26 protein-coding genes and 1 pseudogene are annotated in these 26,453 nt (G+C 69.0%); 10 read left to right on the plus strand and 17 right to left on the minus strand.

Annotation, left to right across the window (positions count from 1 at the left end; translation table 11 throughout):
• Nucleotides 1–116 precede the first annotated feature (116 nt).
• Nucleotides 117–707 carry a hypothetical protein gene (locus NLX86_RS32840; RefSeq protein ID WP_254375482.1) on the plus strand — a complete coding sequence of 197 codons (591 nt, stop codon included), beginning with the start codon at nucleotides 117–119 and terminating at the stop codon, nucleotides 705–707.
• Between the two features lie 25 nt (nucleotides 708–732).
• On the opposite strand, the gene NLX86_RS32845 is transcribed toward NLX86_RS32840, so the two are convergent.
• Nucleotides 733–1,800, minus strand: coding sequence for a site-specific integrase (locus NLX86_RS32845; protein ID WP_254375483.1), 1,068 nt, complete (start codon nucleotides 1,798–1,800; stop codon nucleotides 733–735).
• Between the two features lie 305 nt (nucleotides 1,801–2,105).
• Between NLX86_RS32845 and NLX86_RS32850 the strand changes: the two genes are divergently transcribed.
• Both NLX86_RS32850 and NLX86_RS32855 read left to right on the plus strand, forming a co-directional pair.
• The gene (locus tag NLX86_RS32850; RefSeq protein WP_254375484.1) at nucleotides 2,106–2,309 is read left to right on the plus strand and encodes a helix-turn-helix domain-containing protein; all 204 of its coding nucleotides are present in this window, start codon (nucleotides 2,106–2,108) and stop codon (nucleotides 2,307–2,309) included.
• 156 nt (nucleotides 2,310–2,465) lie between these two features.
• Nucleotides 2,466–3,104, plus strand: coding sequence for a hypothetical protein (locus NLX86_RS32855; RefSeq protein ID WP_254375485.1), 639 nt, complete (start codon nucleotides 2,466–2,468; stop codon nucleotides 3,102–3,104).
• Nucleotides 3,105–3,110: 6 nt separating this feature from the next.
• Here the strand turns inward: NLX86_RS32855 and NLX86_RS32860 are convergent, their stop codons facing one another.
• From NLX86_RS32860 to NLX86_RS32875, 4 genes are all read right to left on the minus strand, one after another.
• On the minus strand, nucleotides 3,111–3,527 hold the full coding sequence (locus NLX86_RS32860) for a hypothetical protein (RefSeq protein WP_254375486.1): 417 nt from the start codon (nucleotides 3,525–3,527) through the stop codon (nucleotides 3,111–3,113).
• 416 nt (nucleotides 3,528–3,943) lie between these two features.
• Nucleotides 3,944–4,732 (minus strand): MBL fold metallo-hydrolase, encoded by a 789-nt coding sequence (locus NLX86_RS32865; RefSeq protein ID WP_254375487.1) that lies wholly within the window; start codon nucleotides 4,730–4,732, stop codon nucleotides 3,944–3,946.
• 21 nt (nucleotides 4,733–4,753) lie between these two features.
• Complete coding sequence (locus NLX86_RS32870) at nucleotides 4,754–5,347, minus strand: metal-dependent phosphohydrolase (RefSeq protein ID WP_254375488.1); 594 nt, start codon at nucleotides 5,345–5,347, stop codon at nucleotides 4,754–4,756.
• Entirely contained in the window at nucleotides 5,325–6,362 is a 1,038-nt protein-coding gene (locus NLX86_RS32875; protein ID WP_254375489.1) for a GlxA family transcriptional regulator, read from the minus strand. Before NLX86_RS32875 ends, NLX86_RS32870 begins: the two co-directional genes overlap by 23 nt.
• A 35-nt stretch (nucleotides 6,363–6,397) precedes the next feature.
• On the opposite strand from NLX86_RS32875, the gene NLX86_RS32880 reads away from it, so the two are divergent.
• From NLX86_RS32880 to NLX86_RS32890, 3 genes are all read left to right on the plus strand, one after another.
• The gene (locus NLX86_RS32880) at nucleotides 6,398–6,772 is read left to right on the plus strand and encodes a hypothetical protein (RefSeq protein WP_254375490.1); all 375 of its coding nucleotides are present in this window, start codon (nucleotides 6,398–6,400) and stop codon (nucleotides 6,770–6,772) included.
• Between the two features lie 270 nt (nucleotides 6,773–7,042).
• Nucleotides 7,043–7,321 carry a hypothetical protein gene (locus tag NLX86_RS32885; protein ID WP_254375491.1) on the plus strand — a complete coding sequence of 93 codons (279 nt, stop codon included), beginning with the start codon at nucleotides 7,043–7,045 and terminating at the stop codon, nucleotides 7,319–7,321.
• 20 nt (nucleotides 7,322–7,341) lie between these two features.
• A complete protein-coding gene (locus NLX86_RS32890; protein WP_254375492.1) occupies nucleotides 7,342–7,578 on the plus strand; it encodes a hypothetical protein in 237 nt (78 codons plus the stop codon).
• Nucleotides 7,579–7,657: 79 nt separating this feature from the next.
• Here the strand turns inward: NLX86_RS32890 and NLX86_RS32895 are convergent, their stop codons facing one another.
• A complete protein-coding gene (locus tag NLX86_RS32895; RefSeq protein ID WP_254375493.1) occupies nucleotides 7,658–8,026 on the minus strand; it encodes a transposase family protein in 369 nt (122 codons plus the stop codon).
• Between the two features lie 275 nt (nucleotides 8,027–8,301).
• Between NLX86_RS32895 and NLX86_RS32900 the strand changes: the two genes are divergently transcribed.
• On the plus strand, nucleotides 8,302–8,694 hold the full coding sequence (locus tag NLX86_RS32900; protein ID WP_254375494.1) for a cupin domain-containing protein: 393 nt from the start codon (nucleotides 8,302–8,304) through the stop codon (nucleotides 8,692–8,694).
• Nucleotides 8,695–9,074: 380 nt separating this feature from the next.
• Here NLX86_RS32900 and NLX86_RS32905 read toward each other — a convergent pair whose 3' ends face one another.
• Together NLX86_RS32905 and NLX86_RS32910 are read right to left on the minus strand one after the other, a co-directional pair.
• A complete protein-coding gene (locus tag NLX86_RS32905; protein WP_254375495.1) occupies nucleotides 9,075–9,395 on the minus strand; it encodes a hypothetical protein in 321 nt (106 codons plus the stop codon).
• A 390-nt stretch (nucleotides 9,396–9,785) separates the two neighbouring features.
• On the minus strand, nucleotides 9,786–11,276 hold the full coding sequence (locus NLX86_RS32910; protein ID WP_254375496.1) for an MFS transporter: 1,491 nt from the start codon (nucleotides 11,274–11,276) through the stop codon (nucleotides 9,786–9,788).
• Nucleotides 11,277–11,437: 161 nt separating this feature from the next.
• On the opposite strand from NLX86_RS32910, the gene NLX86_RS32915 reads away from it, so the two are divergent.
• Nucleotides 11,438–12,049 carry a TetR/AcrR family transcriptional regulator gene (locus tag NLX86_RS32915; protein ID WP_254375497.1) on the plus strand — a complete coding sequence of 204 codons (612 nt, stop codon included), beginning with the start codon at nucleotides 11,438–11,440 and terminating at the stop codon, nucleotides 12,047–12,049.
• A gap of 137 nt (nucleotides 12,050–12,186) precedes the next feature.
• Here NLX86_RS32915 and NLX86_RS32920 read toward each other — a convergent pair whose 3' ends face one another.
• The 8 genes from NLX86_RS32920 to NLX86_RS32955 form a co-directional block, all read right to left on the minus strand.
• Nucleotides 12,187–13,176: an LLM class flavin-dependent oxidoreductase gene (locus NLX86_RS32920; RefSeq protein ID WP_254375498.1), complete on the minus strand. Its 990-nt coding sequence runs from the start codon at nucleotides 13,174–13,176 to the stop codon at nucleotides 12,187–12,189.
• Nucleotides 13,173–13,763 carry a flavin reductase family protein gene (locus tag NLX86_RS32925; protein WP_254375507.1) on the minus strand — a complete coding sequence of 197 codons (591 nt, stop codon included), beginning with the start codon at nucleotides 13,761–13,763 and terminating at the stop codon, nucleotides 13,173–13,175. The genes NLX86_RS32920 and NLX86_RS32925 overlap by 4 nt, the downstream gene beginning before the upstream one ends.
• Nucleotides 13,764–13,921: 158 nt before the next feature.
• Entirely contained in the window at nucleotides 13,922–15,607 is a 1,686-nt protein-coding gene (locus NLX86_RS32930) for an AMP-binding protein (protein ID WP_254375499.1), read from the minus strand.
• Between the two features lie 212 nt (nucleotides 15,608–15,819).
• Entirely contained in the window at nucleotides 15,820–17,031 is a 1,212-nt protein-coding gene (locus NLX86_RS32935) for an acyl-CoA dehydrogenase family protein (protein WP_254375500.1), read from the minus strand.
• Between the two features lie 37 nt (nucleotides 17,032–17,068).
• A complete protein-coding gene (locus NLX86_RS32940) occupies nucleotides 17,069–19,135 on the minus strand; it encodes a flavin reductase (protein WP_254375501.1) in 2,067 nt (688 codons plus the stop codon).
• Between the two features lie 227 nt (nucleotides 19,136–19,362).
• Nucleotides 19,363–20,175: a class II aldolase/adducin family protein gene (locus NLX86_RS32945; protein ID WP_254375502.1), complete on the minus strand. Its 813-nt coding sequence runs from the start codon at nucleotides 20,173–20,175 to the stop codon at nucleotides 19,363–19,365.
• Nucleotides 20,176–20,244: 69 nt separating this feature from the next.
• The gene (locus NLX86_RS32950) at nucleotides 20,245–21,777 is read right to left on the minus strand and encodes an FAD/NAD(P)-binding protein (protein WP_254375503.1); all 1,533 of its coding nucleotides are present in this window, start codon (nucleotides 21,775–21,777) and stop codon (nucleotides 20,245–20,247) included.
• A 239-nt stretch (nucleotides 21,778–22,016) separates the two neighbouring features.
• The gene (locus tag NLX86_RS32955) at nucleotides 22,017–23,090 is read right to left on the minus strand and encodes a helix-turn-helix domain-containing protein (RefSeq protein ID WP_254375504.1); all 1,074 of its coding nucleotides are present in this window, start codon (nucleotides 23,088–23,090) and stop codon (nucleotides 22,017–22,019) included.
• A 1,025-nt stretch (nucleotides 23,091–24,115) separates the two neighbouring features.
• On the opposite strand from NLX86_RS32955, the gene NLX86_RS32960 reads away from it, so the two are divergent.
• Nucleotides 24,116–25,021 carry an EamA family transporter gene (locus NLX86_RS32960; RefSeq protein ID WP_254375505.1) on the plus strand — a complete coding sequence of 302 codons (906 nt, stop codon included), beginning with the start codon at nucleotides 24,116–24,118 and terminating at the stop codon, nucleotides 25,019–25,021.
• A gap of 387 nt (nucleotides 25,022–25,408) precedes the next feature.
• Here the strand turns inward: NLX86_RS32960 and NLX86_RS32970 are convergent.
• Nucleotides 25,409–25,645 (minus strand): annotated as a pseudogene (locus NLX86_RS32970) (transposase); the annotation flags it as partial.
• Nucleotides 25,646–25,959: 314 nt separating this feature from the next.
• Here NLX86_RS32970 and NLX86_RS32975 point away from each other — a divergent pair.
• A complete protein-coding gene (locus tag NLX86_RS32975) occupies nucleotides 25,960–26,097 on the plus strand; it encodes a hypothetical protein (protein ID WP_254375506.1) in 138 nt (45 codons plus the stop codon).
• Nucleotides 26,098–26,453 lie beyond the last annotated feature (356 nt).

The raw sequence follows: 26,453 nt of genomic DNA on the forward strand, positions 1-26,453 counted from the left end.
TCAGCCGGTCAAGCGATCACTCACCGCCTACGATCACTGACCGCAACGACACCCCTTGGACTCATTCATCTAGCCCCGATCGTTCGGCATGGCGTGTGTCCTCCAAGGACCACAGTGTGTCCAACCCGCACCGGCTGACGGCATTCGCCATCGGCATGAAAATCAACGGTTTGACACGCGATCAGCTGCTAGGTCACGTTGCCTATAACGACGAGACGAGCAGCAGAACGGCGCACCCTCAAATTTCCGAGGGTATTCCGGAGGGCTTTGAGCTGATCAGCGGAGGATTTCGCGTTAACTGGCCTCCTGGAGCGGGGAACCTGGCGACCGCTTCCTTCCCTGAAATCGGTTCCAGATGGCGAGCCCGGTCCAAAGATCACACCCACTCCAGCCCTGCCACCATTACCGCGTTCTCCATCGCACTGAGGAAGAGCCTGCCTGGCGTCGGCACGGTCCAACGCGGGGAAAGCCTCACCACCAGCTCCCAAGCGGCGCATCCTCAGACCCAGACCTTGATCGGCACAGACTTCGCTCTGACAGGAATTGGTGCCGAGGCACTCACTAACGGCCCGGGCCAACTGCTGTGGCGTCTTGAACCGGTTCTGTCTAAACAGCAGCCGGGAGCAGCGGTGGGCTCCAAGGACCACGAGCACTCCTCACCAGGCACCGTCAGAGCTTTCGCGCTCGGCATCAAGATCGTGGGATGATTTTGAAGCCCTGATGGGCTCGGGTTCACCTGTGGCGGCGGGCGGCGGGGTCGCGCTCGGCGACGTGCCGGGCGACCGCGTCGACTCCGGGGCGGGCGTACCGCTCCAAGGAGCGGACGGAGGCGTGGCGCGAGCGGGCCAGCAGCATCGGGGTGGAGGTGCCGCCCTCGGCGTCGTGTGTCAGGGCACTGTGGCGGAGCCGGTGGAGCGTCCAGCCGTCCAGGTCCTCGATGTCCTCGGGTGAGGCGAGCGGGTTGGCCAGCAGCCGGGTGTTCTCCTCGAAGATCTCCTCAGCCCGGCGGTAGGAGAGCCGGGCCCGGCCGGTCTCCGGGCACACGTCGAGCGTCGGCGTTCCGGCGGGGGCCTTGCGGTCGGTGAGGAACAGCGGGCCGCGGGTACGGCGGCCGATGATTCGGGGCAGCAGCTGGGCGGTGCCGGACTGCCAGTGAATCCACTCGGTCGCCCCGCCCTTGGCGGTGATCTTCCCGCGCTTGTCGGCCGCGTGCAGGTCTTCCACGTTCAGGCACAGCACCTCATCGGCCCGGGCGGCCGATTCGTAGAGCATCTTCCAGAACGTCTTCTCCCGGAGCCCTGCGTCCAGGCGCCACAGGGCGGCGATCTGGTTCTCCGCGAGGGCCTTGGTGCGGTCCGGTGGAGCCGGCCGCCGCTCGATGCCGATGGTGGGGTCGCAGGCGATCCAGCCCTGGCGCTGCCACCAGCCGATCGCCTTGCGTGCGATGGACAGCTCGCGGTTGACGGTGTCGGCGTCCATCTCGTCCGCCCGGGCCGCCGCCAGCTCGGCCAGCACCTCCGGCAGCACCGCGTCGTCGATCGCGGCGACGGGGAAGAAGGGCGGCTTCGCGCCCCGGCGGGCCGGTCCGGTCGGCGCCGGTTCGCCGGCGAACATCCACCCCCACGTCGTCAGCGAGATCCGGTAGATCCGCGCGGAAGACTTCGCGATGCCCGCGCCCGTGAGGTACCGCTCGACCGCCGCGGTGTACGACGCGGGAGGGGCGGACAGAGGTACGACGCGGGCGCGCGGCAACCGCAACGCGCCCCCGGCCCCAACTTCGGCCACTCGTTCGACTGTCATCGTCGCCCACCTCTCCACCGCTGCCGCAGTAAATGCGTACACCTCGCCCCGACGGCCGGAAAGTCCCGCCGCAGGTCGCGGTGATCACGGTAGAGGCTCCGCCGCAGTAAATCCGGCATTTACTGCGGCAGGACCCTGACGGCCCGTCAGTCGATGGAAGTGCGATAAGCCGACCCCGAAGCGGAATCAGCGCTACCGCCATCCACTGCCCCGTCGGTCCTCGCCCGGGTGTGCCGATCGACTGCCGGGCGGAGGGCCGATACGCGATGATCACCACCCGGACGTCGAGCGGCGAAGGACGAGTCATGGCCAAAGGCACACGGATCACCGGCGAAGCGCGCGACAAGATCGCGGCAGACATGAAGAAGGCGTATGAGGGCGGCGCGAGCATCCGGGCGCTGGCCGAAGACGCCGGGCGTTCCTACGGCTTCGTCCACCGCATCCTCACCGAGGCCGGCGTCACCCTGCGAGGACGCGGCGGAGCCACCCGCAACCAGCCCGGCGCGTAACCAGCGGCGTACGCAAAGCACCCGCACGTTCCGCCCGGCGTCGGGGCACGCCCGCGGACAGGCGGCCGGGGTCGTCGGCGGAAGCGGGATCTCATCCGGGTCGACTGCACGCACCTCACCTCCATCGGCACCGGCATCGGCCCTACGCTGTCCGCCGTGGCAGATATCAGGAACACCCAGGCGTTCAAGGCCCTGGCCGCCCAGACGGAGGCCGAACTTCTCACGCGCGGCCTGGACGTGGTCCCCGTGGCGGTACACAACGTGCTCGCCCACGCCGTCACCACGGTCGCGGACCGCCTGGACATCCAGCCCCGCTCTGCCCTGCGCTACATCGAGCCGTCCGCGATCGCCGATCAGATCGCCAAAGCCGGCGACCCGGCCGCCGAGGGCGCGCAAGACGTCCACGGCGTGCGGCCCGTACGCATCGACGAGCGCACGGTTCCCATGCCCCGCTGGGTATGCACCCGCCCGCTGATGGCCCTGGCCCAGACCGTGAAGTACGCCGCCAACAACGGTGACTCCCGCACCGTGCAGCACGTCGCCGACCTGATCTTCGAACTCGGCCTGGTGATCGGGGACGACCCCGACAGCGCCGATGTGCAGATTCCCGTCGGTGTCCTCGACGAGACCGCGCACGCCCTGGAGCACGTCGCCGCCCAGATCGAGACGAACGGCTGGAGCCTGTGCCCGTGCGGCGAGGACCACGGCCAGGGAGCCGTCGACGCCAAGGTCCCCGAAAGGCTGCGCAGCGATGCCGAACTCGCCCGGAAGATGCGGGCCAAGGCCGACGGCTGACGCCCGCTACGCCCCGGAACGCTGACCGAGCAGGGCCGCCAGGCCCAGCTCCGCGTCCGAGGCCGCCATCACGGCGTCGATGGTGCCCTTGGCCAGCTCGTCGGCGAGCTCCAGCATCTTCTTGTTGAGCTCCCGCAGCTCGGCCAGCTGCTCGTTCAGGGTCTTCAGCTTCTGACGCCTGGACGGGCTGAGATCCGGGAGCTGGCCCCACGCTGCCGCCTGTTCCTCGAACAGGGTCAGGTCGCCGGCCTGCTCGGTGTAGACCCGCTTCACCCGGTCCACGTCGGTATCGGCAAGGACGTGCGGCTTCGTCCGGGCCTCCTCCAGCGAGTCGGCATTCTCCTGCACATCGGCCAGCCACCGCCGGGTGTGCTCGACGAAGAACTCCAGCTTGCTGATGGGGTGCCAAATCCGCTCGGGCATCACGCCGATCCTCTCGTACGACAGCAGACCCGCCGACCCTAGCCGCCCACGTCAGCCCGCCACCCAGGTTCAGCCCAACGCCCACGATCGTGCGCCTGACGTGCTAGGCGACCAAGATCAATCTCACCGATACTGGCTGTTCCGTTGGTCCCCAAGGCCAGCCTCCATCTCGCGGTCCCCGCCCCGGCCGACCCCGAACCGGAACCGGAGCCGGCTGCGGCCTGATGCGATGTCAGTGCCCCACGCCACACTGGCCCTCTCGCCGACCAGGGCCGTCGCCGTAAAGCCGAGTTGGTCGGTCTGACCCGCTGGTACCTCTGTCTCTGGGGACCGTGGTTCGTCGCCGGCGTCCTGGCCTTCACCGCGGCCACCGTGCGGTATCTGCGCCGCTACGACGGCCGCCGCGAGGTCCGGCGCTACGGCGCGGTGGGGCCGCTCGTGGCGCTGCTCCTCCCCTTGCTCTCGACGGCCGGCGGGATCGGCTGGCCGCCGGCTCGCTTGCGCAGCCGGCGCTCCTCCTCGACCGCCCAGCGCTCGACCCGGTCGGGGTCGAGCGGAGTGCCGTGGCCGACGTGCAGTCTGGTCGGCTTCAGGGCGAGCATCCGGCGCAGGCTGGCCAGGTTGCCAAAGGGGTCGTCGTGGAAGGGCGGGTTGGCGGGCCGGCCGGTGATCAGGCCCATGAAGGAGTTGGCCACCAGGTCGCCGGCGACCAGGTCTCCGGTGTCGGTGAGCACCGAGACGGAGCCCGCGGTGTGACCGGGGGTGGGCATGATGCGGGCCTCGACGCCGTAGTCGAACAGGTTCCGCTCGCCGCTGACCACCACCTCGGGCTCGACCGGCTGGACCGGGACGTGCAGGCTCCGGCTGCGGTTCATCAGCCGACCCATCGGTCCGGTCGGACGGTACGGTTCGCGGGCTCGGCCGGTGCGGTAGGGGATCAGGTCGTCGGCGTGGCCCGCGACGGGTGCACCAGTGAGGCGGTGCAGCTCGGTCGCGGAACCGAAGTGGTCGATATGACCGTGGGTCAGGACGATCAGTGCGATGTCCTCGGGGTCGACTCCGTGGCGGGCGACCTGGTCGTAGATCTTGCGGCCGCTGCCGGGCATGCCCGCGTCGACGATGACGGGGCGGCGGCCGAGCAGCAGGTAGGCGTTGACGGCGTGCCTGCCAAGGACGGGAATGGGGATGATCTTCGTGTCGGACACGGGTTCTCCATGGCTTGGCGATCAGTCGTTGAACGGGACGGCGGCGATCAGGTCGAGGAGACCCGCGTGCTGGATCAGGGCGGCGACCGCCGAGTGCGGTTTGGCCGTCGCCTGGCCGGCCAGCGCCTGGCTGACGTAGGCCGAGAACCCCTGCCGGGGGTGGAGTTCGAGCACCTCGGCGACCAGGCCGGGCGGCAGCTGGTCCAGCTGGAGGCCGGCGACGTCCGCCGCCGCGCCCAGGTGGACCGCGGCCACCTCGGGACGGGGGTCGTCGGCCGTGCTGATCTCCAGGTGCAGAGCGATCGCGTCCCGGACCAGCCCGACCAGTTCGGGCCGGGCCCCGCGGGTGGTCAACTCCTGTGCGGCCAGACGGGATCCGTGCAGTTCGAACGCGGTGTCGGGGTCGTCGTACGCCTCGACCAGGGCCAGGTCGTGCAGGGCGGCGGCGATGAACAGGGCCTCCGCGTCGAAGGCGCGGTGCTGTCCGTCGAGGAGGGCGGCACCGAAGCGGTAGGTGCGGTGGCAGTGGGCCACCAGGGTCGGCGGGCAGGCGGTGCACAGCAGTTGGTCGGCGGCGCGGGCGAGCGGTGAGTCAGGGAACGGGGACAGTGTCACGGTGTGGGCTCTCTCTTCGTTGGTCGGGGTGCCGGAAGCGGCGGCGGTACTCGGCGGGGGTGGTGACGAGTCGTCGGCGGAAGGCCCGGTGCAGCGTCTCCACCGAGCCGAGGCCGCTGGCGGCCGCGACCTCGGGCAGGCTCTGCTCGGTGTCCTCCAGCAGCCGGCGCGCGGCCTCCACCCGGACGGCTTCGATGTACGCAGCCGGTGTGCTGCCCGTGCGCTGGCGGAACAGCCTGGAGAAATGACGCGCGCTCAGGTGCAGTTGCTCGGCGAGCGCCTCGATCGACAGGTCGTCGGCCAGGTGCTCGCCGATCCACAGCCGTAGCGCGTCGATCTGGTCGCCAGCCGGCGTCTGCAGCGAGAGCGGCACGCTGAACTGGCTCTGTCCGCCAGGGCGTTTCAGGTACATCACCATCATCCGGGCGGTGGCCAGGGCGAGCTCCTGGCCGTGGTCCTCGGCGACCATGGCCAGGGCCATGTCCATCCCCGAGGTGACACCCGCACAGGTCCACACCTGCCCGGTCCTGATGAAGATCGGATCCGGGTCGACGGCGACCCGCGGATACCGGGAGGCGAGCCGCCCGGCGGTGAGCCAGTGGGTGGTGGCCGGCCGGCCGTCCAGCAGCCCCGCCTCGGCCAGCAGATGCGCACCGGCGCAGACCGACCCGATCCGCCGGGCCCGCGGCGCCACCGAGCGCAGCCAGTCGACGACTTCGGCGTCGATCACCGGCTCGACGACTGCGCCGCCGTAGCCGAGCAGCTCGATCGCACCCGAGACGAGCACAGTGTCCAGCTGCCCATCCAGCTCCGCCAGGAGCCGGTCGGCCACCAGCCGCACCCCGCTGGAGGTCCGCACCGCACCGCCCTCGGCCGTCGCGACCTCGACCCGGTAGCCGGGGCGGCCGGTCCCGGCGAGCCGGGAGGCGACGGAGAAGACCTCGGCCGGACCGGTAACGTCCAGGAGTTCCACGCCGGGAAAGGCGACGATGACGACGCTGCGTGATTCGGGCACGTGGCCGATGATTCCGTTCCCACCCGATGGCCGCAATGACAGGTTTCTGTCAGATCCAGCCATCGGCTCGGTGCCGGCGGCCGCTACTCGGTGCGCAGCACGGTCGCCGTCCGGGTCACATCAAGAAGAAGCACCGGCCGATCGACGGGTACCGGACCGACGTCGTCGAGACCACCCCGGCCGGCGGCTCCGCCCGCTGTTCCTCTGGCGGCCCATGCACCTGCACCGCCCCGCGGCTCGTCGCGAAGATCGCGAACGCCGAGTACCCGGCCGAGCCAAGCCAGCAGATGGGCCCGGCCGCCGCGCTTTACCGCGCCGAGCCCGGCGCCAAGGTCCCTCGTACCGTCCGCCGCAGGCGCGGCACTGGCAGCAACCCGCCCATCAGCCAGACAACCAGCACAGACCGGTGAGAACAACCCAGAAAGCTACTGCCGGGTTACTTGTCACCTGGTTCGCCGCTCGTTAACGGCACCCCTTATGAGAGGGCGTTTTATGAGTCTTGGGCGGTTCTCGTAACTGCTTTCATGAAAGGCTGTCATGTTATATTGTACTTTTCATGAATTATTGACCCATCCGAGTGGCATTCAGATCGCGAGCGTTCACGAAACCTCGAACAAGGGACATTCTGCTTAACAGGACCCCTCCACTCGAACAAAAGAATCCCTAAAGGGAGAGAACTCGTGGCAGGTCTGGAATTCAGACGCAGTGGCTTTCTGTTCATCGGGAACGGTCAGCAACAAGAGATGGCCTTCGACTTCGGCAGGGATCCAAACGTCTTCTCCTGGATCCGGCCGTCCGTGTACTTCCATGCCTTCACCGACCGGGACTCTCGGCTCCAATATGTAGCCGAGCACGCGTACTGGGATGGAGGCCACCCGATTCCGCCCTTCTGGAGTCTGGCCCTTCGGTCGACCGGAAACTCCCAGTTCGTCTTCACCATGGCCCTTGTCACCCCGTAAACAGAACGGAGGATCCCGCCATGCGTGCTTACGCGGCATTCCGGGAAGACGGACAGATCGTCGCGCTGGCAGAGATCATTGAGGAGGGTGACGAGCGTATCGGCGTTCGCCTCCTTCCCGGCGAAGATAGCAAGATCGCAGAACTTGAACTGCCGCCCGAGTGGACCGAACGGCCCCTCGCCGAAATGGTCGCCAGGTACCGCGTGGAGTATGCGCCCGACGGCCATCGCCTCGCGCCAGTGGCGTCTGGCGCGTGACTTCAGCTGAGCCAGGTGAGAATAAGTTGCGTGGCCGCGCCCTTGACACCGCAGCTCAGGCGAGGTGTTCGGACGCAGCTTATTCTTCTGCGGCCCCAGGGCTTCGGCGTTGTCGCGTGACGTCCGGTTTGTGATCACGTGAGGCCGAGGAGTGCGAGGGGGCGGCGGGGGTCGCGGGCATTGCGGCGGAGGTCGGCCGCGATGTTGTTGACTCCAGCTGGTCCAGCGCGTCGCCGTCGATGCGGGCCAGCAGCCGGCGGACTGTTGTCTCGGCGGGCAGGACGCGCGTGGGCAGAAGCGGATCAAGATGGGCGCCGGCCTGTTCCAGCACGTGCGCCGGGGCGTCGGCGATCCACTCCCCGACCGCCAGCAGTGAGGTCGCTCCGGCGAGCACGGCACACGCGGTGAGTGCGAGCACACAGGCGGTGGCGAACCCCGCGCGGATCACGCGGGTCCGGTACCTCGGCGAGGCGCTCGCGGAGTTGGTCTAGGACAGGCGGTGTTGCTTGCCGTTCAAGATGATGCGTCGGCAGGCACGGTCTTCCACTCGGATCACGGGCGTAGAGAACTCCATGATCTTGGAAGTCCGTGCCTGTCATGTTCCGGGGTGAAGCTGAACTAGCAGATCACCACGAACCGGGCGCCACGCCAGTACGCCGAAGCCCTGACCCGACCCCCCTAAACCCATTTTCCGCTTGATGAATTCCAGGACACCATAAAACCATGATGACCGAACCGGTGAATCTTCAGAAGACGCTCGACACCTTCAGCGAGCCGTGGAGCCCGCGCATTGTCGCCCAGTTCAATGATTACGATGTCCGTGTTGCGAAATTCCACGGAGAATACCTGTGGCATTCCCACCAGGACACCGACGAGCTGTTCATCGTCGTGGCCGGCCGGCTGGTGATCCACCTGCGCGAGGACGGTACGGAGCGCACCGTGACGCTCCACCAGGGCGATGTGTACGTGGTACCGCGCGACACCGAGCACAAGCCGGTGTCCGACGAGGAGTCCCACATCCTCATGGTCGAACCCACGGGGACACTGACGGTCGGGGACACCCACGAGGAAATCCCCGATTATGTCGACGCGACGACGGGGCACCACCTCGGCTGAGCCGGATGAATTCCGCGCATGCGAATGCCGGACCTTCGGGAGAAACCCGAAGGCCCGGCATTTTTCACACCGAACGGCGGACTATGCGACCGAAATCTTTGGGTGTGGGCGGCGCGCACCGCGTCCGCCCACTGGGCCAGCTGCTCCTTGGTGTGTCCGCGCCGCACGAAGTGCCCGTTGAGACAGCTCGCGAGCTGGAACACCGCGAGGTGCCTGCCGGCGTCCCGCGCGAGCGCGCGGACCGCGACCAGGGCGGCGTGCTCGGCGTCCAGCCAGTCCAGCGCCGCTTGTCGGGACGCCGGTTCCTCGGGCACACAGCCCGCGCCCGCCGGCGCGAGGCGCAGCTCGGGGTGGTGTGGAGCGATCAACCGGTCCGCCTGCTACGCGGTGTGCAGATGATGGTCCACCAGACGGCGTCGCGCCGCGCCGTCGCCGCAGCCGGCGACCTGCCGGTGCGGGACGCCCGGCCGGACCCGGAACCGGCCCGGCGCGGTCCGCTCGCACAGCCCGTCGGCCACGAACCGGTCCAGCAGCGTGGCCGTGCGGCCCACGTCGAGGGCCAGCAGCGAGGCGGCCGCCGGCACGGCGATGTCCCCACCGGGCGCGAGGTGCAGCAGATGGAACGCGTGGTGGTATGCGTGGCTGGTCGGCCCGTACCCGGACAGGGGTCCGTCGTCGGCGGGGGTCGCGTCCCCGGACACGTTCTCCCTCGCGGACACGCGAACCTGAGAGATCGCACCGAAGGCACCCAGGCCAGGCCCGAATAGGCGACCTCCCCGTCCGGAGCGAAGTGCGCGGCCCGACCCCGTACGGGGCGCCCGAACTGGAACTGGTCGTAAGGGTCACCGAGGGCAGTGGCCTGGTGTCCGGCGGAAGGTGAGCGAGCCGCCACTCATGCAGGGACGTCGCCGTCGCCGATGGCTGTCCGCTGGACCGACGCGACTTCCGCGCCGTGCGCCCCCTGACCGGCCACCAGGCATTCCGCCTTCTGCCCGAGGACCTGTAGCCAGACCGCGGGCCGCGGGAGAGTGAGCTCGCGCTGCGCGCTGACGATGCCCGCTTCGTGGCGGCGCGCCGGTCACCGACGCGGCTCAGTCGACGGGTTGCTTCGGCGTTTCGGCCACCGGCAGCCCCTCGCTCCGAGGACGGCGCCGGGTGCGGACCACGGCGACGACGGTCAGGAGCGCGGAGACCCCTGCCACGACGAGGATGACCCAGGTTCCGTTGTGGTAGCCGGACAGCGTGATCTCCGACGTGTCCGCTGCTGCCATGTTCGCGGTCACCACCGCCAGCACCACCGCCGCACCGACCTGGTACCCGGTCTGGAGGATGCCGGCGGCCAGGCCCTGTTCCGACTCGGCCACGCCCGACGTCGCCTGGACGTTCGCGGCCGTGAAGGCGAAGGGGAAGCCCGCGCCGATGAGCACCATGCTCGGAAGGATCACCACGGCGTACGACGACGTGTCGCCGATGCGCAGGAAGAGCAGGAAGGCAACGGTGTAGGCAGCCATCCCGCCGAAGATCATCCAATGCACACCGAGGCGCCCGACGAGCTTTCCTGCGCGCGGCGCGAGGATCATGATCAGGAGCCCGATCGGCAGGAACGCCAGGGCCATCTCCAGAGGTGACCACCCGCGATAGGTCTGCATGTACAGGCCGCCGATGAACTGGTAGCTCATATAGGTGCCGAGGATCGCCGCGGCGATGAGGCTCGCCCCGACCAGGCCACGGTTGCGCAGCAGACCGAGGCGCAGCAGCGGCTGGGGCGAACGGTGCTCAATCACGGCGAACGCCGCCAGGAGGAGCACAGCGACGGCGAAGATCCCCAGCGTCCGTCCTGAGAACCAGCCGGCGGTGGGCGCCTCGACGATCGCGTACACAAGCAGCAGCATCGCCCCGGTGACCGTGATCGCACCCGCCACGTCGTAGTTCCGCTTGTCACGGCCGCGTTCCGGGTCTCGGGGGACCAGGAACATGCCGCCGACCAGGGCCGCCAGCGCCACCGGCACGGGCAGCATGAACGTCCAGCGCCAGCTCAGCTCGGTGAGCAGGCCGCCGACAATGACGCCGGTGGAGTACCCGAACGCGCCGCAGGCGGTGTAGATGCCGATCGCACGGTTGCGCTGCGGGCCCTCGGGAAACGTGCTGACGATGATCGACAGGGCAGAGGGCGCGGTCAGCGCGGCGCCGATGCCCATGACGAAGCGCGCGGCGATCACGAGCACGCCAGTGGTGGAGACGCCTCCGAGGAACGATCCGAGCGCGAGGATGGCCAACCCGGCCAGGAACACACGCCGCCGCCCGAGCAGGTCCGACATCCGGCCGCCCAGGAGCAGGAAGCCACCGAAGCTCAGGACGTACGCACTGACAACCCACTGTGCGGCGGCGGTGGTCATGTCCAGTTCCGCCTTGATCTGCGGCACCGCGATCCCGACCATGATGTTGTCGAGCGCGTCCAGGGAGAACGCCCCGCAGACCACGACGAGCATGGCCCACAACCGGAATCCCCACGAGGGCGCGGCGCCCTCCGTCTCGTTTCCGGTCGGCGCTCCGTCCGGCGACACGTCGTCTGCGAAAGGCATGAGAACGCTGCTCCCTAGTGTGCGCCGGCCGTAGGCAGTGCCGGGTGGAGAGTCACCGAGTCGTAGAGTCGCGACATCAAGCGCTCGCGACGGGCCTCTACTTTTTGTGTCGAGCGTTACGGAAACATAGTGGGTCCACCACCTGTGGTCAAGGAGGAGTGATGAGCACCCGCGGACGTCCCCGCACGTTTGATCGCGACGCGGCCCTGCACGCAGCCATGGTCGTGTTCTGGGAGCATGGCTTCGAGGCCACTTCGATGTCCGACCTGACCAAGGCCATGGGGATCAACTCCCCCAGCCTGTATGCCGCCTTCAAAAGCAAGGAGGAGCTGTTCCGGGAGACGGTGGAGCTCTACGAGAACACCGAGGCCGAGGCGCCGCACCGGGCGCTCATCGAAGAGCCCACGGCACGGGGCGCTGTCGAGGCCCTGCTGCGCGAGAGCGTCGTCAGGTTCACCATGGAGGGCAGGCCGAGCGGCTGCATGATCGTGCTTGCGGCGACCAACTGCACCTCGGAGCACGAAACCGTCCGCGATTTCGTCATGCGGTGCCGCAGACGGACCGAGGCCGCCATCCGGACACGCCTGGACCGCGCAGCGGACGACGGTGAGCTCCCGCAGGGCACCGACACCCACCGGCTGACGAAGTTCTACGCGACCGTCCTCAACGGCCTGTCGGTGCAGGCCCGCGACGGCGCTCCCCGGGAGGAGCTGAACTCCATTGTGGACATGGCGATGACCGCGTGGGACGGTCGGCCGGTGCCGGTGCCGTAGCGAAGGCGGCGCCCTGCACGACGGCCGGCGGCCCAAGGCTGCGCCGCGGCGTCCGGCAGCGAGCGCGATGCTCCTCCTGCCGCACGCCGGCGGTGTGCCTCCGTTCTGGATGATCCGCGATGGACCGGCCCGCCCTCCTATGCGAACTGCGGGATGACGTGCTCGGCAAAGAGATCCAGTGAGCGGCGGGCCTCGTCGATGGGGAGCCCGGGTGCTCTGCCGAAGAAGATCACTCGGTCCACCTGGCCCAGGGACTTGAGCCGTTGGCGGAGGCCGTCGGCGATGGCGTCGGGCGGCCCCACGAGGAACATCTCGCGAGGGAGTTCGTCAGCGGACGCCATGGTGGGATTCCCGAACCACTCCATGTACGTGTTGAGAAGGTACAGATAGTGTTCCTTGACCTCCTCCCAGCCCTGTTCCGCGTCCTCGCACACGTAGATGCCGGGCGACACGACAGCCGTGACTTCGAAGTCTGCGGGGTCGTGTCCGTGCTCCCGCAGAGTCGACCGGTAGAGGTCGACGATCTCGGCGGGAGTGCCCAGGTCCGGCAGGAAGTGGCAGCCGTAACGGCCAGCCCGGACGGCCGCGGCCCTGCTGCCGCCACCGATCCAGAGGGGCGGATGCGGTCGCTGGAGCGGCTCCGGCGTGACGGTCACGTCGTTGAACCGGAAGTGTCGGCCGGTGAAGGAGAACGGGCGGCCGGCCCATGCCTCGCGCAGAATCTCCACCGTCTCGTCGGTACGTGAGCCCCGCTCGGCACGCGGGACGTCCAGGGCGTCGAACTCCTTCTCCCGGTAGCCCGGTGCGATGCCGAGCTCGAGTCGGCCGGAGGTGAGGAGATCGGTGACTGCGGCGTCCTCGGCGAGTCGCAGCGGATGCTGCAGCGGCGCGAGCAGCATGGCCGTACCGAGGCGGATCCGCTCCGTCCGGGCGGCTATCGCAGCGAGAGCCGGGAAGAGCGAGGGGAGATAACCGTCCTCGGTCAGATGGTGCTCGGACAGCCACACCGACTCGAAGCCGGCGGCCTCGGCCTCGCTGGCGAGCGAGAGAGAGTCCTCGTAGATCTCGGACCACGGTCGCTTCCAGCGCGGCGGGTTACGAAACTCCAGCCAGATTCCGAACTTCACTCGGTCCTCCTCAAGGTGGGATTCTCCCTTTCGCTCCGCCGCGCCCCGACATCCGTGATGCTCGCCCGCTCCACGGTTCCCGGGCCGAGAGCTGTGTGCGGCCACGCGTCCTCCCACGCGTGGAACGTGCCGTCCAGGAAGATCAGTGGCGGTCGGCGTCGCTGCCCGCCCGCGGCCAGGACCTCGCCGATCACCACGGTGTGATCACCCACATCCCGCTGATCCCTCAGCGCGCACTCCATCCATCCCAGGGAATCGAGAACCAGCGCCCCGGTGTGCTCTCCGGGGGACTTCGACAGTGTCTGCAGGGCCACGGCCCGGATCTCCCGGCTCTTGGCGAGCAACTTCGCGATGTCATCCCCTGCCACGTCCAGGATCGACACCGCCCAGGCCTTCGTCGCCAACAGATCGTCGAGGAAGGCAGATCCGCGACGCAGGCACACCGACACCAGCGGCGGCTCCGACGAAAGGGCCGTCAACGAATTGACCGTCAACGCATCGTGACGCCGCCCCTCGTTGTCCTGGGCATAGGTGGTCACCACGCACACCCCAGTGGCGAAGTTGCGCATGGTGGCGCGCAGGTCCACTGCCAACTTCCGGCCCCTCAGCCCTCGATGTCGACATCCGCATGAGGCTCTGTCTGCTTCAGGCTACCGACGGAACTCATGGCGTTCTCTCGCGTGCGCGCACCCGGTCTGTGCAGTTCGCGCACGCCCGGACATGCGGGCAGCGTGCAGGCCGCGGTTCAGGAGAGAGGGCGGTCCGCCGCGGGGTGATCCCGCGGATGAGCCGCGAGCCGCCGGGCGAGGGCGCTCCGCTTGAGTTTGCCGGTGCCGGTCTTCGGCACCTCGTGCTGTGCCACGGGCTCGATGTGGTCGACCTCGAGCTGGAACCGGGACAGGATCCGCGCGCGGACCAGCCGGGCTGCCTCGGCCGGCTCGACGCCGGACCGCGGATGGAAGAAGACGGCCGGCCGGCCGGCGGTTCCGTCCGGGCCCGCGATGGTGCACGCGACCGTGTACGAGGGCTCGACGAAGGGGAGTTCCTCGACGGCCGCCTCGATCTCGTGCGCGTGGTAGCGCGTGCCGTTGACCTCGACGACATCGTCCGCCCGCCCTGTCACCGTCAGCACACCGTTCTCCACATACGCCAGGTCGTCGGTCGTGAACCAGCCGTCCGCGGTGAACGACTCCCGGTTCTGTTCGGGGTTGTCGAGGTAGCCGGAGCTGACCGGCAGTCCGGTGACCTGGAGCCGTCCCACCGTCTTCTCGGGCTGGATCCGGCCCTGCTCGTCGACGATGCGCAGCGATACGCCGGGGTGCGGGGTGCCCACGGGCACGAACCGGTCCGTATCACTGCTGGTCTGCGGAGAGAACACGCAGTCGATCACGCCCGCCGACGTCTCCGACATCCCCCAGCCGGGATGGATGGCGGTCGGGGACAGGCCGTACGGAGCCAGCACATCCAGGAAGCGGCGTGCCACGCGGGCCTTGACCGCCTCACCACCGTTCATGATGTACCGCAGGTGGCGCAGATCCCAGTACCTGCCGGTGGCCTTTCCCGCACGGTCGGCGACGATGCCGAACGCGAAGTTCGGCGCCCACGTGGTGTCGGACCCGTACCGGCTCATCGCGTCCAGCCATCGCAGCGGATCCTCCAGCACCCACCAGGTAGGTGCGTGCACCTGATGGCAGCCGAGATACACGTCCCGTATGTGGAACATGACGAGCCCGCCCACGTGGTCCAGCGGCATCCAGTTGAACGACCGGGTCGCCGAGTCGACTCCGCGTACCAGCGCTGTGGCCTGGGACCTGCTCATGATGTTGCGGTGGGTCAGCATCACAGCCTTGGGGCGGCCGGAGCTGCCCGCCGTCAACATCAGCAGGGCCAGGTCGTCGGGGGTACCGGCGTGCCGGTGCCGGTCCGGGAGGGTGCCGCGCACGTCGCTCAAGCTGCCGAGCCACCTGTGCGCGAACGCCCTCCCGGCAAGATCCTCGTCGGCGATCATCCAGGCGTCGCCCACCGCACGCCGCACGCCGGCGAGCGGTTCGGTCACGGACGGCGTGCCGTTCTGCGACGGTGAGCCGTTCCGCGCCGTCGTACCGCTCACCGGCACCGGGACGAACCCGCCGAGGACGCACGCCCAGAACGCGATGAGCAGGTCGGGAGCGTGCGCGAGCCGGAGCACGACCCTGCCGCCCGTCGGCACCCCCGCGGCACGGATGCCGGCCAGTACGTGCGACGCCTCGTCGAGCAGGCCCGCATAGCTCTGGCGGTACTCCGCACCGTCCGCGGCGAGATGCCGTATGTCGCCGGGCCGGTCCATCTGCGCTGCCCTCACCAAGGCGTCGCCGAGGGTGGCCACGGCCGGCGCCGGCAGCGGGCCACCGTGGACCAGGGCCGGCGCAGTGGTCTCGTCGATCTCCGTCACGTCGTTCCACCTCCGCTGCGTCGTGCTCGCCCGGCGCTGTCCGGCCAGGGGGTGTTTCTCGGATCTCCGTGGGAGAAGGAGCGGGGTCTGGTGCGTGCGATCGCAAGGCGCCGGAGTGTCCTGGTAGCGGAACTACTCGGGCATTTCGGCGACGCGGCGAGCGTGCGTGCCAGGGCTCGCGACGCCGCGGAGATCCGAGAAGCACCCCCTGGCTAGCGCACGATGCCAAGGCTGTACGGGTTCTGCGGCGTGCCGCCGAGCAGGAGCGCGCCTGCCGACTGCAGCACCTGGTCCTGCGCGATGACGTGCTGACGCATCGTTGTAAGGTCGCGCAGCCAGCGGTCGAGCGGCGACGGCCGGTAGACGGCTGTGGTAGCCACAAGGTCGTAGAGGCGGGACACGATGGACCGGGCCACGCGGAACGCGTTGACTCGAGCCAGCACAGTCGCCACCCGCTCGTCCTTGTCGAGTTCGGTCTCCGAGGACAGCAGCTCCCACTGCCGGCGCAGACTGCCGTACACCGCGTGCCGCGCCGCGCCCAGCTCCATCTCCGCCTCGGCGATGGCCACCTGCACCCGGTAGGTCTCCGCCCACGGCTTCCGGGTCGCGCGCTCCACTCGGTTCCCGGCCAGCTCCCGCACATGGTCCAGCGCGGCGCGGGCGACGCCCAGCGGAACACCGGGCATATTCCGCAGGATCGCCTCCGGTGTGGCGAGCGGCCCGCTGCGGCGGGGGCTGGCGAAGCTGAAGGAGTGCTCCTCCGGGACGAAGAGGTCCTCGGCCCGGTAGTCCCGGCTGCCGCTGCCGGCCAGGCCGGTGGAGAACCAGGTGTCGATGATCTCGAAGTCCGTACGCGGCGCGAGCATGATCCGCCAGTGCGTCGGCTCGCCGCCCGGGCTGGGCTCCGGCTCGCCGTTGTCGTATACGAAGCAACCGGCCACCACCCAGTCGGTGTGCGTGATCCCGCTGCCGAACTGCCATCGGCCGGTCACGCGGTAACCTCCGGAGACCCGCTCCGCCCGGCCGACCGGCAGGATCAGCCCTGCCGTGATCAGGTCCGGGTCGCTGAACGTCTTCCGCGCGACGGACTCGTCGAGGAACCCCGCGTACAGCGGGGTGTCCATCCCGATCATGGCGCACCACGCCGCGGAGGTGTCCCCGGTCGCGAGTGTCTCGATCACCTTGGTCTGTTCCACGGAGTCGAGCCCCGGGCCTCCCCAGGACTTCGGCACGCCCATGCGAAATACTCCTGCGTCGCGGAGCAGTTCGACGATGTGTACCGGCAGGCGCCTCGCCTCCTCGATGTCGTCGGAGTGTTCGCGCAGTACGGGCACGAGCGCCCCGGCGCGGGCCAGGATCTCGTCTGCGGTGTCCGGCGCCGACCCGGCGCCCTTGGCGGTCTCCATCGTTTGCGAACTGGCCATCTCTGATGTCCTTACGTTGCTCGGTGGGCGGGCACGATCAGCGGTAACGGCCCGGCGCGATCGCATTGTTCGGATCGATCACTGCCTTGAGTTGCCTGGTCAGGGCCAGAGCGCGAGCGTCGGCGCTGAACTCGTCCATCAGGTGGGCGTGGTCGACGTCGAGCCGGTAGGGGGCGAAACCAGCCTCCGCGAACAACCGGTACAGCAGGTCGAGCGCACGGTGCGCGCGCTGCGCCTCCTCGTCCTGGCGGTCGAACTTGACCGCCACGACACAGTCGATCAGATCCGGCCCCAGGATGTGCAGGGTGGCGCTGCACCTGGCCCCGGTCTGCGCGCGTACGCGCTCGAGCAGCCCGTCGGCCTGCGTGACCGCGTACCCGGAGAACGGCAGCAGGGGAAGGAAGAACAGAAAACCGACGTGCTCGTCAACCTTGTCCGCCGGCTGGCCCATCTTCGCTTCGAAGAGGGTGTCGGCGAGGTCCGGGTCTCCTGCGTAGCCGCGCTCCACGAGCACGGCCATCTCGTGGTTGGGGTGCGCGGGATCGGTCGCGTCCGTGTGCGACGCGTCCGTGAACAGTCCGGATCTGCGCGCCTCGTTGGTGACCGCCGCGACCAGCGCGTCGACCACCTCGGCCGTGCCGTCCACGCAGATGTGCACCAGGAACTCCTCCCCTGTGCCGCCGTACCAGCGTGCGGCGGCCGGGTCGAACACCCTCGGCACGCCGCGGGTGAGTCCTCCGCTCACCCAGCGCCGCAACTCGGTGACGGCATCGGCGAGTGCAACCGGCGGGAAGCTCAGCCGAACGAGTCTCAGGGCTTCCGGCCTCGGCTGCAGCCGGATGGCGGCGGCGGTCACCACGCCGAGGTTCGACTGTACGAACAGCGGCAGCAGCGACGGTCCGAGCCCGTGCGGGTACACAGGAGTCGGCCGACCGGGGTCCGGCCACCAGCCCAGGTGGACCAGCTCGCCGCTGGGCAGAACGACTTCGAGCCCGGCCAGGTCGTCGACCCGCTCATGCCGCAGGCCGACACCGCGGTCGAGCGTGTTCCCGATCACGCTGGTGGCGGCCGCGGAGACCGTGACGTTCAGCATGCGTGTGGTCCCGTCGAGCAGCTGGGACAGCCGTCCCTGGGTCACGCCCGGCTCGACCACCGCCCAGCCGCCCTCCAGGTCGATGTCGCGTACCTGGTCCAGGCCGCCGAGGTCGAGTACGGCCATGTCGTCCTGGGCCGGTTCGTGTGATCCGAGGCCCCAGTTGCGGCCGGTGCTGATCGCATGGAGTGATCCGGCCTCGGCCGTGCGACCGTATACCTCCACCACCCGGCGCACCTGCCCGGTGGTACTCGGCCGGATGACGCCGACGGTCCGCCGGGACCGGAACATGCTCGTGTTCGGCCCGAGCAGGCCGGGCGCGGAATCCGACTCGCCCGGTCGCAGGATCCGGTCCGGTCCCACGATCCGCGCCGCCTCTTCCAGCGCGCTGCGCATGCCGGCGCCGTCGGGCGTTGCTCTTGCGCCTCTCGCCGCCCGTGACTCGAACATGATCCCTCCCACGGTCGCACTCTCAGTTGACGTCCTTGACAGAGCCTGGTCCGCGACCGGCGCCGCCGGCCGCCGCTCCCCGGTCGTGTAGTACCTGCCGCGCAGAGAGATCAGCGGGCAGCGCCGGTCCTGCGAACCGGTGGCGAGAACCTCGCCGATCGCCACGGTGTGGTCACCGGCGTCGATCTTGTCGCGCAGCGCACACTCCAGCCAGCCGAGCGAGTCCAGTACCAGTGCACCGGTGCTCTCCCCCGGCGAGGCCGGCAGTGTGCTCAGTGCCGCCGCCCGGTTCTCGCGGTCCCCGGCGAGGCTCTGTGCGACGTCGTCTGCGCCGGTGTCGAGGATGGACACTGCCCATACCCCGGTGGCCTGCAGGTCCGCGAGGAAATCCGAGTCCCGCCGCAGGCACACGGACACCAGTGGCGGTTCGAGCGAGACGGACGTCAACGAGTTGACGGTGACCGCATCATGCCGTCGGCCCTCCGGAGTATCGACGTACGTGCTCACCACGCACACCCCGGTCGCGAAATTGCGCATCACGTTGCGCAAGTCGAGTCCCACTGCCGGTCTCCCCGGTTGAAAGTGAACGACCCACGCTGCCGGTGAACGATCGGCTGCGGTGCCGCTCGTCCACGCTAGAGGTTCGCCCGGCGGGCCGGTGGTCCCAGAGCGCACCCGCACTACCGGGTTCGCGCACGCCCTCCTGCCGCCTGCCCGAGCAACGAGCGGCTTCCCGCGGCGGCCCGTCGCCGCGCGGGTACGGCCCTCACGCCGCCGCGTTGCGCCGGCTACTCCTCGAGCAGATCCGGCTGTTCGTGCGTGATCTCGTCCCACAACAGCTGGAAGCTGAACCAGCCGAGTTGCGGATCGCCGAAGCCGTCGCGCGCCGCGCGCGCCTGCTTGTCGTCCATCGGCTGCGGGGTCCCCGCCATGGAAGCCAGGAGCTGCACCTTGGCGCAGCTCTCGTAGGTGAAGAACCAGTGCACGGCTTCGTCGAGGGAGCCGCCGACCGTGATCAGGCCGTGGTGCCGCAGCAGGATGGCCCGTTTGTCCCCCAACTGCTCCGCGATGTCCTGGCCCTGCTCCAGCGTGATCGACGGTCCTTCATAGGCGCTGTAGAGGACCTGGTCGTCGTAGAAGGCGGCAGACTCCTGATCGATCGGCTCGAGGAGCCGCCCGAGTGCACCGAGCGCCCGCACGTACGGGGTGTGCCCGTGCGCCGCGGCAGTGGCGTCGGGGCGCAGCTCGTGAATTCTGGAGTGGATGACGAACGCGCTCGGATTCACCCGGTGGTGCCCGTGCACCACACGGCCCTGGGCATCCACACAGATAAGATCGCGCACGCGGGCCCGGTTGAAGGAGACACCGAACGGATTGACCCAGAAGCGGTCCGGGTACTGCGGATCTCGTACCGATATATGGCCGGAAATGCCCTCTCCGAAACCGTACTTGCCAAACAGGCGGATGGCCGCGGCCAGTCGCTGCTTGCGGTGCCGGCGCTCGTCCTGCACCGTGTCGAATTCCGGTTCGGTGGGCAGGGGCAGACCGGTGTGGGTGTCGGCCAGGTAGCTGGCCCGCCCATCGACGGCGTTGTCCGGCATCTGCATATCCTCTCTGTCATCGTCCGGGGCGCAGTGGTCTGAAGGTGCGGGCCTCGTGCCGGGCGGGGATCAGACGGTCTGCATGGTGCCGCCGCGGATCGTCCTGGCCGCCGCGTCGGCGAGGACCGCTTCGGCGATGTCGTACGCCCGGTCCACCAGTGAGGGCACTCCGAAGGTGAAGAAGAGTGAGCCGGCGGCGAGGTCACCGAGTGCGTACAGCAGTGGGTCCGGCCTGCCTTGGACCGTGAGCCGGCTGGTCGTCCGTTCGACATGCAGGCCGCCGCGCGGGTGGCGGCCTGCCATGCCGCTGTCGACGAGCGAGGTGATGAGCGACGTGGCCCCCGGCGGGATGCGGTGCGCCGGCGCGTTGACCGCGTTGACCACGACGCCGGCCGTCCGGGGTCCGTCCGGGGTCCGGGCAAGGAAGCCCCTGCCGGGTACCGGGGTGATGCGCTCCACTCCGCGTACGATGTCCAGCTGACCGCTGTCGACGAGGCCCAGCAGCGTGGCCGCGCTGGCCGGAGGCATCGGGCAGCACAGGCTCATAATCGTGCGGTAGTGGTCCCGGATCAGGATGGACTTGTCTTGTTCGGGGAGCAGCGGCCAGACGTCGGGCCCGGTGTCCGGCACCGCGCGCTGCAGTATGCGCAGGCCCAGCCCTTCGTCGTCCACGGCGGCCAGATGACGCCTCATCCGGGCGACGGGATCCTCGTCCTCGGCGGCGAGGACCTCGCGGGTGACGTCGTCCATCCTGGCGCCTGCGTCAGCCAGTTCGGCCTGCATCACCGCCACCGCGTCGTCGAGTCTGAGCGTTTCACGTCGCGCCGCCATGGCCCGGAACCTCGCCGGGGTGAAGTGGCGCAGCGTGTAGCCCACCGGGCGCTGCCGGACTGCGGGGAGCACCCCACGCCGGGACAGCAGCGTGATCCGGCCCAGGTGGCCCGAGGCGGCCAGCGTCAGCACGACGTCGGCCGCGGTCAGCCCGCTGCCGATGACGGCAACGTCCTCGTCGGAAGCGATCTGGGACAGATGGCGCACTGCCGGGTAGGGGTCGGGTAGGAATCCTGGCAGGCCGGCCAGCTGGTACGGATCGGCCGGCCGGCCACCCCCTACGCACAGCACGGCGTAGTCGGCCTCATGGGACACCCCGTCACAGGCGCGTAACTCCAGCCCCTGCGCGGTGCGGTCGATCGCCGTCACGGCCGCGCGGACCAGGCTGATCCGCCAGCCACAGCCGACCAGCCGGATCAGCGCGGTACGCGCCGTCTGCTCCAGATAGTCACCGAAGACCGCGCGGGGCACGAACGGGGCGCCGCTCCAGGGGTCCGCATAGTCGGTCTCGGCGCCCAGGAGGCAGCTGCGCGCCTCGACCCAGTTCTCGAAGTGGTGCACATCGCCGAAACGCACGGACATGTCGTCCGGCGGTGCGTTGACCCGCAGCGTCACCGAATCCGGCTGGTAGGCACGGCCGCGCCACAGGTGCGGCGAGGGTTCGAAGACAGTCACCGTGCCGGGTACGGCGTCCCGCCGGCTCAGCGTGTCGAGCAGACATACCGCCGACGCCCCGCCGCCGATGACACCTATTCTCGCGGATGCGGACATTTGAAGAACCCCGTTCGCGAACACACATGGCTGCTGGAGAGGCGAGCCGGGCCACGGTTCTGCCGCCAGGGCGAAGAGACCGCAGGGTTCGACCCGATATCCGGTCGGCGCCCCAACTCCCCACCCATGCCACCGGTTTCAGCCTGGTCGATCTCAGCTCGCAGTGTTCGTGTGAATACGCATGAGCTCTAGCACGTCCGCGCACACGACTACGGCTCTCAGCCAGGGCTACCAAGTCGTCACGGCATGTCTGCCATCTCGGCATGCGCGGCCGGCAGCGGGCTTCCAAGCTCGCGAGGCATTCGACGGGCGACGACGCCGCTCTGCCGGCACGCCCGGCGCCACTGCGTCGGTGTGAGGTCGTAGCCCTCGCGGAAGAGCCTGCTGAAATGAGAGGCCCCGGGCAACCCCCAGCGCTCGGCGATGTTCGCCACCGTGAGGTGGGCGAGGCGGGGATTGCGCAGGTCGTCGCGGCAGCGCGCGAGTCGCTCGTTACGGATCCAGCGAGCGGGGCTGGCATCCTCTTCCTGGAACAGGATCTGCAGATAGCGCAGGGACATGTTGTGCCGCCGGGCAAGCATCGCCGGGCTCAACGCAGGGTCGCCGAGATGCGCCCTGGCGTACGCCTTGATCCTCAGCAGGAGCGCCCGTCGGGCGAACGCCGTATCGGTGACGGTCTCCCGGGGGGAGTCTGCGCACAGGGCCGAGATCAGGCTGGCCACGCTGTCCCCCAGCCGGTCGGCGGTGGATGTGCTCAGCTCGGTCATCTGACCCGCGAGGCCGTCCAGAAGGCGGGACAGCAACACACCGACGCCGTGCTGCCCTGACCAGGTCGCAGCCTTGAGCAGATGCCCCTCGCCGGGCTCCAGGCCAACCAGCCGGTGCTCGAACTTCACTGTGACCATACGGATCGGCTTCCGCATGGTGAGCGTGAAGGGCCGTGAGCTGTCGAAGAGGACGAGTTCGCCGACGCGCGCCGTGGTCACGTGTCCCTCCTGGTTCACGCGCGCCTCGCCGTCGAGCACACAGCAGATATAGAGCGGAGCCCAGTCCGCGCGCCTGATCAGGCGTTCCGTACGTTCCACGGCATGCGGCGCCGCCGCGATGGAAGCCACCTGTACAGGGCCGAGCTGGCCTTTCACCATCAGGCCGTTGAACTCTTCGTCGTTTCCGCGGACGACCCGCAGTGGCCCGCACGTGAGGTGGACCAGATCGCCCCAGACGCTGAAGCGCCGGGCGGGCGCCGCTTCCTTCGTGTCGAAGACTTCGACAAACGGCGCGCCGGCCAGCTCCTCCACGTTCAGGAACGGCATCCGGCTGTCCTCGGCTCGCCCGTCCCACCTCGGCGTATTCGTGCTCCGGTCCGGTGTCTGCGGCGCCGGCGTCCGGGGGCGTCCTCGGTGGCTGTTCGGTCGGCAGCCGGTCTCGGGCAGGTCGCGCACCCGGAGGCACGGACGGCAGGGACAGTTCGACGAGCTCCGAGCCTCATGGCAGTCCTCCCGGGGACCGTTCGGTTCGAAGAAGCTGAGTGGTGGCGCCTGGGCATGAGGATAGGGGGCGTCAGCACCGTAGGCCATATTGGTCCCCCCTCCCGTTCTGCACGCTTCGGCGAGCGCCGGCTGTTCCTCCCCTCGCCGTGCAGAGGCCGTGACTGCAGGGGGAAAGGGGAGCCACTGCAGTCAAGAGGCCCGAGTTCGACGCGGAATTCCGTGCGGGGGCTGTGCGGATCACCGCTGCGGAGGTCGGCCGGGGCCTGTGGAGCTATGGAGCCTGCAGGCGTGTTGGGGGGCTGGGGCTTACGGGACCGGCGCGAGGCTCCTCCGCGATACCGACAGTCGCCGCTGGTCTAACGGTCTGATTCTCCGGGCCTGCCAAGGACAGTGCTCAGTACCGCTCGGCCCCGAGCCCCGCCTTCTCAACATGGCACAGACGTTGACGCATCGCAGACGGCACCGGGACAGGCTCGACAGCCCGTATCTGTGACCAGCACTTTCACCACGGGCCTTGGCCAGGAAGGGAAGGACACCTCCACCTGACAGACTGCGCAGCGCTCCCTTGACGTACACAGGGGTCCAACATAACTTGCTTCCGCATCATAGAAATCTCCTTTCATAATATAAGCGTTGTAATTCTCGGGCTCCGCAGCAAGGCCGCCTTGCAACAAGCCGACGCCGGAGTGCTCGATGCCTCGAATGACCGCCGCTCGTGCGGCATTGGAGATCCTCGAGCGCGAGTGCGTGACACCCGGGCGGGCCCGGACAACGTCGGCGGAGGCGAAGTCTCTGCCCGCATCGCCGGTGCTTCGCCGTAACCGGCCCGCTGACAAAGGACACTCACCATGGGCCGCCAGGCCTTGCCCCTGCGGTACACCGCTGCCCTCGCCCCGATGATCTGGGGCACCACCTACATCGCCACCACCGAATGGCTCCCCCCGGACCGCCCGTTGTTCGCAGCCCTGATGCGAGCGCTGCCCGTCGGCATCCTGCTGCTGTGGCGCGGCGCCGCTCCTCGAGGCGCCTGGGTCTGGCGGGCGCCGGTCCTCGGCACCCTGAACATTGGCGTGTTCTTCGCGTTGCTGTTCGTCGGCGCCTACCGGCTACCGGGCGGCGTTGCCGCGGTGGCCGGTTCGTTGCAGCCGATCGTCGTCATCCTGCTGGCGGCGCTGGTCTTCGGATCCGGCATACGGCTGCTCCAGATGGCCGCCGCGGTCCTCGGCACCGTCGGCATGGTGCTGCTCATGAGCGGATCGGCGGTGCACCTGGACGTCATCGGCATCGCCGCAGCGCTCGGCGGTGCCGTCTCCATGGCCTGTGGCACGGTGTTGACGAAGAGATGGGGACGTCCTGACGGAATCTCGCTGCGGGTATTCACCGGCTGGCAGTTGTTCAGCGGCGGCCTCGTGCTGCTGCCCCTCACCTTGCTCATCGAGGGCGTACCGACGCATCTTTCCCCGGTGAACGTCCTCGGGTACGCCTATCTGGCGCTGATCGGGGCCGCGCTCGCATACGCGCTGTGGTTCCGGGGCATCGAGCAGTTCACGCCCGCCGCCGTGACCTTCCTCAGCCTGCTCAGCCCGGTGGTCGCCTCTCTGCTCGGCTACTTCGGGCTGGGCCAGTCCTTCACCTTCTGGCAGCTGACCGGAATCGCGGTGATCCTCGTTGCCGTGACCGCCGGCCAGCTGGGGCCGGCGTCCGCGACGTCGAAGCCTGACGCTGCGCCCCCACTCGACCGGATCGGCCGCTAGAAGGCTGATGAAGATGTTGGGTTCTGGCCCCGCCGCGTCAGCGGCGGGGCCAGACTCGTTGTTGTGGTTCAAGGGGGAGTGGGTCGGGGAGACGGCCGGGCCTGATGTGTGGGCGACGTGCCGGGAGTTGATTCCGGCTGGGAGTGTGTTCGCGTTCCTGGCCGAGCACCGTGGCCGGTTGTTTCCCGCGGAGATGTTCGCGGACATGTATCCGTCGGCGAACGGGCGGCGTCCATGCCGCCGTAGATCCTGGCCGCGGCGATCACGGTGCAGGCCCTGCACGGCATGTCGGACTTCGAAACGGTCCAGGAATTACGCTGTGACCTGCGGTGGAAGGCCGCCTGCGGGCTCGGTCTGCATGACACGGCGTTCGACCCGTCGCTCCCCGCGCGCTTGGGAACGTGCGCCGCGGATCGCCGCGAGGGCCTTCGGGCCGGAGGCGGCGAGTGTGTCGACGAGACGGGAGACCGTCGGATCGGAGGCCACCGGGCCGAACACATCCGGCTCGGCCCGCAGCATGCCGACGTCGGCCAGGCAGTCCCCGCCGAGGGCGACGGCCAGGGCCACATCCAGCAGGATCTTGCCCGGATCGTGCACGGCCCGCGGCTTGCGCCACGGCGTGAGTGGCTTTCTCCCGCTTGCGGGAGGGCCGCAGCAAGGTGATGCCGTACCCGGCCAGCAGCTGCTCGAAGGACCGGCTGGCGAAGCCCTTGTCGGAGATCAGCAGGATGCCGTCGTGCCCGGCGACGACGCCCGCCTCGACCTCCAGCATCGCTGCCAACACCTCGCGCTCGCCGATCTTCGGATCCGCAAGCGCCCACAGGATGGGCATCCCTGCCGGGGTGCACACCAGGTACAGCCGCAGTCCCCAGAAGAACCGGGAGCGGGAGGCGCAGTAGCCGTATCCGGCCCATCCGGCCAGGTCGGAGCGCTTCACGGTGGGCCGCGACATCCCGCACGGCACCGGGGTGGAGTCGACGATCCAGCAGTCGTCCAGCCAGAAGTCGCTGGACCGGGCGAGCAACCGGATGACCCGCTCGACCAGGCCGAGCGCCGCGCGCAACCGCTTGTTGTAGCCGGACTGCTGCGGCGGGTACGGGAACACTCCGGTCAAGTGCTTGCGGGCGTAGCGCAGCCAGTGGGCCTCGGAGGTGAAGCCCAGCATCGCCTGGGAAACCGCGACGAATACGAGCTCGGAGTCGGTCGGCAACGGCGGCCTGCCCAGCCATCGCGGTCCTCCCAACTCGTCGTCGATCTTCACGTACAGTGCGGTGATGAGGGTCTCGAGGTCGTACGTCACACATCGACCAACGAGACCCTCACCCTTTGCACCCGAGGGGACTTCAGACTTACTCGACCTAGGGTCTGTTGCGAAAGTGCTGGTCGCAGAAGTGCGTTGTCGGTCGTGTTGTGCTTGCATACCCCGGTGAAT

It is taken from the genome of Streptomyces sp. A3M-1-3 (genome assembly GCF_024213665.1).
Taxonomy (GTDB): Bacteria; Actinomycetota; Actinomycetes; order Streptomycetales; family Streptomycetaceae; genus Streptomyces.

Coding starts and splice junctions, on each gene's coding strand:
- NLX86_RS32915 (WP_254375497.1), top strand. CDS start 11,438: ATGAGCACCCGCGGACGTCCCCGCACGTTTGATCGCGACGCGGCCCTG.
- NLX86_RS32880 (WP_254375490.1), top strand. CDS start 6,398: ATGACAGGTTTCTGTCAGATCCAGCCATCGGCTCGGTGCCGGCGGCCG.
- NLX86_RS32955 (WP_254375504.1), bottom strand. CDS start 23,090: ATGCCGTTCCTGAACGTGGAGGAGCTGGCCGGCGCGCCGTTTGTCGAA.
- NLX86_RS32935 (WP_254375500.1), bottom strand. CDS start 17,031: ATGGCCAGTTCGCAAACGATGGAGACCGCCAAGGGCGCCGGGTCGGCG.
- NLX86_RS32910 (WP_254375496.1), bottom strand. CDS start 11,276: ATGCCTTTCGCAGACGACGTGTCGCCGGACGGAGCGCCGACCGGAAAC.
- NLX86_RS32960 (WP_254375505.1), top strand. CDS start 24,116: ATGGGCCGCCAGGCCTTGCCCCTGCGGTACACCGCTGCCCTCGCCCCG.
- NLX86_RS32860 (WP_254375486.1), bottom strand. CDS start 3,527: ATGCCCGAGCGGATTTGGCACCCCATCAGCAAGCTGGAGTTCTTCGTC.
- NLX86_RS32850 (WP_254375484.1), top strand. CDS start 2,106: ATGGCCAAAGGCACACGGATCACCGGCGAAGCGCGCGACAAGATCGCG.
- NLX86_RS32950 (WP_254375503.1), bottom strand. CDS start 21,777: ATGTCCGCATCCGCGAGAATAGGTGTCATCGGCGGCGGGGCGTCGGCG.
- NLX86_RS32845 (WP_254375483.1), bottom strand. CDS start 1,800: ATGACAGTCGAACGAGTGGCCGAAGTTGGGGCCGGGGGCGCGTTGCGG.
- NLX86_RS32890 (WP_254375492.1), top strand. CDS start 7,342: ATGCGTGCTTACGCGGCATTCCGGGAAGACGGACAGATCGTCGCGCTG.
- NLX86_RS32900 (WP_254375494.1), top strand. CDS start 8,302: ATGATGACCGAACCGGTGAATCTTCAGAAGACGCTCGACACCTTCAGC.
- NLX86_RS32945 (WP_254375502.1), bottom strand. CDS start 20,175: ATGCCGGACAACGCCGTCGATGGGCGGGCCAGCTACCTGGCCGACACC.